This is a genomic window from Luteolibacter sp. (genome assembly GCF_039920825.1).
Lineage (GTDB): Bacteria > Verrucomicrobiota > Verrucomicrobiia > Verrucomicrobiales > Akkermansiaceae > Luteolibacter.
On record NZ_JBDSCX010000089.1, the window covers coordinates 161,498 to 171,435 of the forward strand.

A 9,938-nucleotide genomic window follows, 5' to 3' on the forward strand; every position below is an offset into this window, starting at 1 on the left:
CTATCCATGAATTCTTCCGGGCGTTTTCTGAACCTTTGCAGGCGTCTCGCCATCGCTGATGACGTCAGTCAGCACGTTGGGAACTTGATCGTGGAACATTACTCAGAGTCGCATCGGCATTATCACAGCCTTACTCACGTGGAATCGATGTTAGGGGATTTGGATCGGATGGAATCGGGGGATGTGGCCATCGAACTGGCGATCTGGTTCCACGATGTCGTCTATGATCCGAAGTCACGCGACAATGAAGCACTGAGCGCCCGGTTTTTCGAAATTTATCTCGCGCTGTGGTTGGATTCCACTCTGTCGGACAACGTGGTCCGATTGATTCTCGCAACGGATTACTCGCAGGAACGGAGCGGCAGGCCGGATGAAGATCTGATTCGAGATATCGATCTCGCCATTTTAGCTGCTGATCCTGCCGATTATCTGGTCTATGCGGAGGCGATCCGGAGGGAATATGGCCATGTGCCGGACTCAGAGTTCGTCGCAGGTCGTAGGGCGATTTTGAAACGATTTCTAGCGGGGCGGATCTATTTCACCGATGGATTTTCCGCATTTGAAAGTTTCGCCCGACGGAACATCGAATCCGAAATCGAACTTCTAGGTATAGACCTTGAATCAAAGTGAGCTAGCCCTTGCAGCCGAAGAACCGCCGTTTGCAGATGAGATCGGAAACACCTTCCGGCACCATTTCCTTCCACGCTTCATCACCGGCGGCGATCTTTTTAAGCACGTCCCGCGAGAAGATGCTGAGATATTCCGGTTTAAAATTGTCCAGGTTCACGAAGCTGCCGCGGTCGGCGAGGTAGCCATAGAGCTTCTTGAGCTCGGGGGCGACCTTGAGGTTTTCGATGGTGGTCAGTTCGCCGGTCTCTCCGTTTTTGAGTGGATAGACGTAGAGTTTGAGTTCATTTTTGAACAGCCGTCCGAACGATTCCAAAATCCCGCCGGGGAGTTGCGTGTAGTATTTTTCCTCGAACAACTCGGTAAGGCTCGGCGCTCCCAGCACGATGCCGATCCGTTCCTTCGTCCGCCACGAAATGTAGGCGGCGAGGCGGTAATATTCGAAGTAGTCGGAAATCAGGACCGTCATCCCGCATGCGGCTAGCAGGTCCGCGCGGGCGAGGAAATCCCGCCGGTCGATCTGGTCGCCACCTGCCAACAGGTTGCGCATGGTCAGTTCGAACAGAGGAAGTACTTCCTTTCCCTGGACCGCCGGGTCGGCTTTGAATTTCTCCAACGCGCTTTGCAGCATGTCGAAGTTCACATGCGTCGGCGGTCGGAAGCTGCCGCGTTCGACGAGTACCGCTTTTTTGTAGAGAATCTCGGACGGTTGCAAAACCTGACCGTCCGCGCCGAACATCGCCGCGCCGCTGAGGCCGAGTTGGACGAGCTTCAGGCTGATCAGGCGGTTGTCCACCGCGCGGAACTCGATGCCCTTGAACTCGATGACGTCGATCTCGATGCGGCCGGTGGTCAATTTGTCCAGCAGACTCTCGACTAACAAATCCGGCTCGTGATGCAGGAAAAACGCGCCGTATAACAGATTGACGCCTACGACGCCCAGCGCCTCCTGTTGGAGCGATGCTTCGGTGTCGAGCATCCGGACGTGGATGAGAATCTGGCTCGGTTCGTCACGCGGGCGGGACTGGAATTTGATGCCCATCCAACCGTGGCACTCGTTGCCGCCCTTGAAACTCCGCGCCACCACCGTGTCCGCGAATGCGAAAAACGCGGTGTTGTCGCCTCGTTTGTCGCTGAGCCGCTCGACGTTCAATTCGAACTCGCGGTCCACCATGGCCTGCAAGCGCGAACGCGAGACGTAGCGGTCGCCGCTGCCGTAGATCGCGTCGCTGACGATCATGTCGTAGGCGGAAATGCTTTTCGCCACCGTTCCCGCCGCCGCGCCGACCCGGAAAAACCATCGGACCACTTCCTGGCCGGCCCCGATTTCCGCAAGCGTCCCGTACCAGCGCGGGTCGAGATTGATTTTCAACGCCTTGGAATGGGTGTCCAACTCTTCCTGTTGCATGCCGGGCATTAAGCACGGTTCACGCCAATCCGGCGGCGCGTTCGCCAGCCGGAATCAAGGCCGCGCTGATGTTTTTTCGCCAGCCGGCAGATCTCACTGAGCGTTGATCGGCTCGTCGGAAATCGCACCGGTTTGATGGCGAAGGTGGTTGTCGAAGAACTGGTGGATGCGCTGGTTGAGCGTGTTGTTGGAAAATCCGTGGCCTGCGCCTTGCATGGCGATGAGGTGGGATTCGACTCCAGCCTTGAGTAGAGCTTGGTGGATTTCCTCGGCCTGGGCGAACGGCACGAGCGGATCCTTGGTGCCGTGGGCGGTGAGGAATGGCGCGGAATTTTTTGTCACCCAAGTCACCGGTGAGGCTTGCTTGGCCTTTTCCTTCAGGTCCGGGCCGATGCCGCCGAGCAGGGCGGTGACGGGATTCGGCTGGAGGGCGTCGCCACTCATGGTGAGAAAATCCGTCGGGCCGAAGAAGTTTACCACGCATTGGACTCGGCTGCTTTGCTTGGGAAATGGTCCGATATCGCCTTCCAGCGCGGCGATTTCCCCGCTGGTTCCTAACATGGAAACCAGGTGACCGCCGGCCGACATGCCGATGATGCCGACATTCTCGGCGTCGATGCCGTATTCATCGGCCTTGCCGCGTAGGAAACGGATCGCGGCCTTGCAATCGTAAATCTGTGCGGGCCAGACCGCTTCCTGGCTAAGCCGGTAATTGATCGTCGCCGTGACGTAGTCGCCGGTGGAGGACAACAGACGCATTGCGGCCAATCCATCTTCCTTGCGGCCGGAGTTCCAACCACCGCCATGAATGAAAACCACCAAGGGGCGTTTCTTCGTGGCGTGGTCCTGCGGGACTAACAAGTCCAGAGTCTGCGCCGGATCGCCCTTGCCGACGTAGTCCACGTTGCCCAGCAATTCGATTTCCGCACGGGAGGATGCCGTCAAGGCGAGAATGAAGAGCAGGGCACGCATGGTGGTATTACTGATTGTCGTCCTCGTCTTTTTCGTTCACTTCGCCATCGTCGTCCGCGGCAGGGACTGAAATCGGTGGAGTGACGGCTTCGATCGGGGCCGTGGTGGCGCTGGTTGGTGGCGGGGCGATCATGCCGCCTGGGAACTTCTGCATAGGGGAGTTCTGGGTTCCGGCTGCGGGAGGAGGTGTGGCCTTGGTAATGATCGCGGTGCGGTCCTTGAGCAACGCTTCAACGCTGGATTTACCGATCTCGAAGGTGACTCCGGTAAAGGCTTTTTCCTTCGCGATTTTTTCAGTTAGGGATTTCAAACGATCGGCGAAGGCTGTGTCCTTGGTCTTCGCGTCCTCAGGCTTTTCACCGTCTTCCTTCTTGCGCTCTTTCGGGAGTTCAGCCGTTACATCGACCGTCATCAGGAAATTGTCCGTAGCGGCTGGCTCTTCTCCGGCTGCCGGAGGAGTGGCGGGAGCTGCCGCCGGCTTGGTTGGAGAAATGTTGATGGTGTAAACAAATCCTTCAAAAGTATCGATGGTGACCGTGCGCTTTTGATCAGCGACGATGCGGTCGGCCACCTTGTCTGGAGGGACGACGTCTTCAAACCGTGCATAGGAGAAGATGCTCTTGAGCGGAGCGGTCGCCGTGGTGTCCGGAACTTCGGTGGCGGTTCCACCTTCGAGTTTGAACTCGGCGTCCTCGCCCTCGCGGACGAGTTTCCATGCGATGTCGGTTTTGCCGGGCTGGGTGACGGCGATGGACTTCACTTTCTCAGGGCTGATGAATCCGTCTGCGAGCCAACGCTTGGCCTCCGCGCTAACAGACGGGAACATTTCACTCACGGCGTAGAAACCAGACTCGTCGGCGTGGTTGCGGACGTAGCGGCCGACCGAGCTGTTGCCCATCGGAGAAGGCTCGGAGCTGCTGTCGATGCTCTTGCCTAACGAAACCTTGGCGATTTCCTTGCCGCTGGCATCCTTGAACGTGGCGGTGAGACCGCGGTCCTCGGCCTTGGTGGCGCTTTCATCCATTCCGAAGCGCGGTGCGAACGACGGCCCCGCCTGCATTCCGAGCGTGATTTTCAAATCGGCGAGCGTGCGGAGGAAGTCGTTCACATAGGTGCTGTTCGCCGGATAGTTGTTACGATCCACCACTACCCATTTGCCGTCTTTCTTGGCAAGCGAGACGGTGCCCGAGGCACCTTGGATTTCGATGGTCGCCGCATCGCTGGCGGGAAACGACTCGAACAAGGTCTGGCTGCGGGAACGCTGGGTCGCGCTGACGATCGTTTTGTTCTGACTGTGTTTCACGGCCGCCACCGCGGCACCGAGAGCGATTGCGATGACCCAGAGGATGATAACCTGGCGTTTGTTCATTTGAAGAAGTGGATGGTTGAGAGTTGATGGTTGATGGTAAGAGGATGGGATGTGGAAAATTGAGGTAAGCCGAATATTTGCTATCAACCATCAACTATCCACTATCAACTTCCTCATCTGGCCCGTGTGGCCGAGCGGCGTTTGAAGAACAGCGCGAGGCCGATCAGGATCACGAGCACCGGCATGGCGGCGACGTTGAGCAAGGTGATCTTGCCCGCGAGTTTGTCCTTCTGGCGGCGAAGTTCCTTTTCCTCCTCGCGGATTTTCTTGGAGTAATCCACCTGCTCCTGGCGCAGTTTCTTGATTTCGTCCTCCTGTGCGGGTGATAGATAGAGATCGGAGCTGTTGGATTTCTGAGACTGCAGGGCGCTGAGCTTTTGCTGGGCGTCTTTTTGCTTGGTTTGGAATTCCTCGATTTTCACGCCGACGGTCTTGTTGAAATCGTCCTCCATTTTCTGGACAACGGTGAACGGACGGCGGATGGCGGAACGCGAGCGGGCACCGATCAGATATTTCGAACCGACCGCCTGATCGAGCAGGTTGAGGAGGAGCGAAGAGTTTCCGTTGGATGGGGACGCCATTTGCTGGCCACCAAAGTTCTGCACGTTGTAGGCGAAGCGGTCGTAGAAGGCGTCCACGTCGGCGATCAGGAAAACATTTCCCGGAGTTGTGGATTCCTTCAGATAGGCGGGTTTCGGAGCGTCCTTATTTTCCGGGGCCGGAGTGCCTTGGGTGGTCGGCTTGGGTTTGCCACCAGGGAAGGCGGTTTTAAAGGTGCCGGTTAGATGGGTGACGAGGTCGTACGCCGTGCCGCTGGATTTCATCGTGCGTGAGAGCGACGGATCCAACTGGGAGGCTTTCATGGAATCCACGAATCCCGCCTTGGCGGAGGATTTGATCAACGAGGTGGCGGTTACGCCGGAAGCACCCTTGATGGTGAAGGCACCGGGCAGGAAGAATGTCACCGAACCGAGATCCTTGGTGATGACGTTGTCTTTTTGCGGCATGGTGTCCTTGCCGCAGGTGAGGACGGCGAGGCCGAGGCGGTCGCCGCCGAGTTTGGTTGCGAGCGAAGGATCTGCGAGCACCTGGGCCGACTCGTAGGAAACTCCCCATGCCGGAAGCAGGGTGGGGAGGGTCGATGTCGTCGGATTGGGCTGCTGCTGCATCATCGGATTCTTGCTGCCGGATGTCATTTGCGCGGCCACGGAGTAGGCGTCGAGACAGGCGACGACGGTTCCACCATTGAGCAGGTATTGATCGACGGTGAACTCGGTTTCCGGATTGATATCAGCGGGGTGGAACAGCAGGAGAACCTTGATGACTTTCGGATCAATGGTGGCACCTTCCATTGAAATATCGACCACGTCGAAGGTCTGCTTGAGCTGCTGATAGATGACCCAGCCCGGAGTCGGAGGTTGGCCAGGCATCATCGCAGGCGCCCCTTTGAGATCGAGTGCCGTCATGATGCCGATCTTCGGCTTCGTGGGAGTGCTTACATCCGAGATGGCCTTGGAAAGATGATACTCGAGCATCGTCTCATCGCGGGGATCGATGAAAGGAATCACGCTTTTCTTATCGAGGCAGGAAATGGCGAGGCCGAAGAACAGGTTCTGGTCGTCCATTCGCTGGCCGTTGATGCCGTCGAGATTGGCGGAGTCCTCGGCATCGGTATCGGGTTCGGGATCGAGGTTGTCGATTCGGAGTTTGCCCTTGGAAATGGACGAGTATTCCTTGAGCAAGTCATCGACGCGGCGCATGTGGAGTTTGAGATCCTCCGGCATGTAGTCGGTATTGCGCGAGGCGTAGTAACGGATCACGACGGGCGTATCGAGCTCGGTGAGGATGGCGCGGGTACCCGCGGACAGGGTGTGGACCTTGTTCTCGGTGAAGTCTGCGCCGCGATTGCCGAGGGGGGTGAGCGAGACAAGCCAGTTGGCCAGCAGGGCGATGGCGACGAGCGCGGCGACTCCGAAAGCTGCGCGGGTGACCGGATGGGTGGTTTTCATGAGAAAATGAAGATTTGAAATTCGGGAAGAAGTTAGGCGCGCTTGGACGAGAGGATCGCGCTGGTGCCGAGGAGGCAGACGAAGATGATCGAGCCGAACCAGATGAAGTCCTTCAATCGGAATAGTCCGCTGTTAGGTGAGCTGAAGTGATCCCAGACACCGCAGGAAACGATGCCGTCGAGCACGGTGGGGGAAACGATTTTCGAGAGCTCGCGGGTGACGGGGTCATAGCCGCACAGCAGCAACAGCACGCAGATCGAGACGGAAACGATGAGGCAGACGACCTGGTCGCGGGTGCATGCCGACACCAACATGGTGATGGCGAGGAAGGTGCAGCAAACCAGGAAACTGCCGAGGTAGCCCGAGAAAATCGCGCCGTTGTCGGGATTTCCGAGGTAATTCACCGTTGCGACAATCGGAAACGTGAGGATCAGGGCGATGAGCCAGACGGTGGCGGCGGCAAGGAATTTTCCAATGATCGCGCTCCAGGTGGAAACCGGGAAGGTGCCTAGCAGCTCGATCGTACCGGTGCGTTGTTCGTCGGCCCATAGCTTCATGCCTACCGCCGGTGCGAGCAGCATATAGACCCATGGATGCCAGAACAGGAAGGTCCATTCCAACGAGGAATCCCCGACGCGCATGAACTCACCGAATGTGAAGGTGAGCCCGAGCGAAAAGAGGAGGAAGATGACGATGATCGCGTAAGCGGTGGGTTGCGAGAAATAGCTGGAGAGCTCGCGCTTGTAGATGGTGCAGGAAGACATGGAAGGTGTTAGTTTGAAGTGTTCAGGCGGCGGCTTCGGTGTCGCTCGATGTGACCTTGCGGAACAGGTCGGTCAGGGAGCCTGTGCCGGATTGTTCCAACAGTTGAGCCGGAGTGCCATCGGCGACGATTTTTCCACGGTCGACGATGACGGCCCGCGAGCAGGCTGCCTCGACTTCTTCAAGGATGTGCGTGGAGAAGAGGATCGCCTTGGTTTTTCCAAGCCGCTTGATGAGTTGGCGGACTTCGAATTTCTGGTTCGGATCGAGGCCGTCGGTTGGCTCGTCGAGGATGAGCACTTCGGGATCGTGCAGCAACGCCTGGGCGAGGCAGGTCCGGTGGCGGTAGCCTTTGGAAAGCGTGTCGATGGACTGCTTGGCGACGCTGCCCAGGAAACACGTTTCGATAGCCCGGTCCACGGCGTCGCTTTTGTCGGAACCCTTGAGACCGCGGATGGAAGCGCAGAATTTCAGGAAACCGATGACGGTCATGTCATTGTAGAGAGGGGCGGATTCCGGAAGGTAGCCGATCTTGGTTTTTGCCACGCGCGGGTTGTCCACGATCGAGATTCCGCAGACCTTGGCGTCGCCGTGGCTGGGCGGGATGAACCCGGTGATCATGCGCATGGTGGTCGATTTTCCGGCACCGTTAGGTCCCAGAAAACCCAGAACTTCGCCTTTTTTTACCGTAAACGTGAGGTTATCGACCGCGCGTTTGGTTCCGAATTGTTTGGTCAGGGATTCGACTTCGATCATGGGATAAAATGGATTTATGTCGGGATTTCCCGCGTGAAGCGGTGCCGTGCACGATTCTTGTTTGGAAATTTGTCAAATTTTCAAGCCAATAACGGCTTGTCGTGTAAGGTATCTGCCTTGCATCGCCCGGAGGCGTGTGTATCCCTGCTGGAGACATGGCCAGTATTCATCTTCCCGAGCGCTGCGGCGTGATGCTTTTGCCCGACTGCACGCTCTTCCCACACGGCGGGCTGCCGCTTTTCATTTTCGAGCCGCGCTACCGGAAGATGCTCGAGGAGGCACTGGAAGGGGACTGCTTTTTCGCGGTCGCGAGGTTGTTAGGAGAAGAGACGGGCGATCCGACGAAGTGCGTTGCTCCGGTGGGAACGATCGGTCTCGTAAGGGCGTCCCGCGAACAGGACGACGGCACTTCGCAGCTTCTCATCCACGGCGTGATGCGAGTGCGTTTTACGGATTGGCATGCGGAGCGGGACTATCCGTTCGCCAGCATTGAGCCGGTAATTTCAACATTCACGCCCGAAGAACAGGCTGCCGCCGCGGTCAAAACCCTCCGCGGTTCGGTCGAGGATGCGGTGCGGCACCTGCCGGAAGAAGTTCAAAGCGGAGTTTTCTCCTTGCTCGACCGGGCGGAGGATCCGGCGCTGATGACGGACATCATCAGTCAGCAATTCATCCACGAGGCTGACTTGCGGCAAAGTTTGCTCGAAATGGACAGAGTAGGCGACCGGATCCCCGTCATCTGCGAATACCTCCGGAAAGCCAGTGCGGCCGCGACCGCGGAGGATTGAATCAGTTGGAAATCCTGCCGACCTTCAACCGGAAGAAATTCGCGTGTTGCCCGGGGCTGAACAGCGGGAAATTCAGACTGACCGCCTCCACCTCGCCACCGTCAGCGATGATCAAAGGTATCGCCGCACTGGTAGTCCATGACACGAGATCCCCGCTGAACTGCGGAGTGTAAGCGATGCCAGCTTCGGCAGCATCTTTTCTACGGATGAAAATGACGCGGAAGTCGGTGCCGTTTCCCGGGACCTGATACCAGACTGTTGGTCCTCCGCGTTTGGTCAAAATGTGTCCCGGCACGTCTGCTTTGACTGGACCCGCGTCGTTCGTATGCGGATTGAGGCCGAAGGCAAATTCGACGTAATTCGACATCGCATCGAAATCGGGATCCGAGGACGCGTCGTCGATATAACGGTTCAGCCCGTTGGCGATTTCATAGGCGTCCGGAATGCCATCGTGATCGGTATCCGCCGCGCCCTGTTTGGTGATCGTGAAATTGTCCGGCAGAGCCCCCCCGCCTGCACGAACGTGGCTTTGAGGGTGTTACCGTTTACATCGAGATTCACTGTTCCCAACTGATTGTAGGAAACACACATAGCCGGATGATCGATGGACTCGGACCCGTAAACCTCCCCCGACATCCCCGCCGTGTTATAGACGGCCCCGAAATGATCGCGCGGTCCGGTGAGCGGTTTGATGTAAGCACCATCTCCCGGAATCAGCACGCCACTGGTGGTTGCCGTGGCGATGAAATCCGGAGCCCTGCGGATGACACCCGAGTCGCTGGTGGTGAAACCCGCAACACTGCCATTCCCCGGATTTTTTCTCATCGCCGGTGTGAGGGTGCCGCTAGTGCCGTAGTGGCCGTCCAACAGGAAACTGCGTTCGTAGTTGTGGCTGTGTCCGCAGAAAACGAGGTCCACGCCTCCTTGTTCGAGGATCGGATTGAAACCCGTGCGCATGTCGATCAGTTGGGATTCCGCATCGGAATCATGGGTTCCCTTGGAGTAAGGCGGATGATGCCAGAAGGCGATGATCCACGTCGCGGTGGTGCTTGCCAGATCCAGACGCAGCCATGCGGCCATCGGTCCGTCCTCACTGATGTTAGGCGTGGCGGGGTCATCGACTGAGCTGGCCCCAGAAGTCCGGCCACTGATGGGCTAAACTAAGCTATGGTGCTGGGATGCGGGAGATTGATAGGAGAGCATGGGTTCTGAATCAAGGATGGAGTGGCGAGGAACACGAAATCGGC

At 57.7% G+C, this 9,938-nt stretch carries 10 protein-coding genes; 2 read left to right on the forward strand and 8 right to left on the reverse strand.

All coding sequences use genetic code 11. The features are described from left to right. Window positions 1-147 precede the first annotated feature (147 nt). Window positions 148-630 (forward strand): metal-dependent phosphohydrolase, encoded by a 483-nt coding sequence (locus ABIQ96_RS26280; protein ID WP_348217639.1) that lies wholly within the window; start codon window positions 148-150, stop codon window positions 628-630. Between the two features lies 1 nt (window position 631). On the opposite strand, the gene ABIQ96_RS26285 is transcribed toward ABIQ96_RS26280, so the two are convergent. The 6 genes from ABIQ96_RS26285 to ABIQ96_RS26310 all read right to left on the reverse strand — a co-directional run bounded on the left by ABIQ96_RS26285 (window position 632) and on the right by ABIQ96_RS26310 (window position 7,903). Beyond that, complete coding sequence (locus tag ABIQ96_RS26285) at window positions 632-2,035, reverse strand: TonB-dependent receptor (RefSeq protein WP_348217649.1); 1,404 nt, start codon at window positions 2,033-2,035, stop codon at window positions 632-634. 93 nt (window positions 2,036-2,128) lie between these two features. Continuing rightward, window positions 2,129-3,007, reverse strand: a complete 879-nt coding sequence (locus ABIQ96_RS26290; protein ID WP_348217640.1) for an alpha/beta hydrolase — start codon at window positions 3,005-3,007, stop codon at window positions 2,129-2,131. Window positions 3,008-3,014: 7 nt separating this feature from the next. After that, window positions 3,015-4,376, reverse strand: coding sequence for a DUF4340 domain-containing protein (locus ABIQ96_RS26295; protein WP_348217641.1), 1,362 nt, complete (start codon window positions 4,374-4,376; stop codon window positions 3,015-3,017). A 113-nt stretch (window positions 4,377-4,489) separates the two neighbouring features. Continuing rightward, window positions 4,490-6,385, reverse strand: coding sequence for a Gldg family protein (locus ABIQ96_RS26300; RefSeq protein ID WP_348217642.1), 1,896 nt, complete (start codon window positions 6,383-6,385; stop codon window positions 4,490-4,492). A gap of 32 nt (window positions 6,386-6,417) precedes the next feature. Continuing rightward, window positions 6,418-7,149: an ABC transporter permease gene (locus ABIQ96_RS26305; RefSeq protein WP_348217643.1), complete on the reverse strand. Its 732-nt coding sequence runs from the start codon at window positions 7,147-7,149 to the stop codon at window positions 6,418-6,420. 22 nt (window positions 7,150-7,171) lie between these two features. Next, window positions 7,172-7,903, reverse strand: a complete 732-nt coding sequence (locus tag ABIQ96_RS26310; RefSeq protein WP_348217644.1) for an ATP-binding cassette domain-containing protein — start codon at window positions 7,901-7,903, stop codon at window positions 7,172-7,174. A gap of 155 nt (window positions 7,904-8,058) precedes the next feature. Between ABIQ96_RS26310 and ABIQ96_RS26315 the strand changes: the two genes are divergently transcribed. Continuing rightward, complete coding sequence (locus ABIQ96_RS26315) at window positions 8,059-8,691, forward strand: LON peptidase substrate-binding domain-containing protein (RefSeq protein ID WP_348217645.1); 633 nt, start codon at window positions 8,059-8,061, stop codon at window positions 8,689-8,691. 1 nt (window position 8,692) lies between these two features. Here ABIQ96_RS26315 and ABIQ96_RS26320 read toward each other — a convergent pair whose 3' ends face one another. Together ABIQ96_RS26320 and ABIQ96_RS26325 are read right to left on the reverse strand one after the other, a co-directional pair. Continuing rightward, a complete protein-coding gene (locus ABIQ96_RS26320; RefSeq protein ID WP_348217646.1) occupies window positions 8,693-9,058 on the reverse strand; it encodes a hypothetical protein in 366 nt (121 codons plus the stop codon). Window positions 9,059-9,102: 44 nt separating this feature from the next. Then, window positions 9,103-9,771, reverse strand: a complete 669-nt coding sequence (locus ABIQ96_RS26325; RefSeq protein WP_348217647.1) for a metallophosphoesterase — start codon at window positions 9,769-9,771, stop codon at window positions 9,103-9,105. Between the last annotated feature and the right edge of the window lie 167 nt (window positions 9,772-9,938).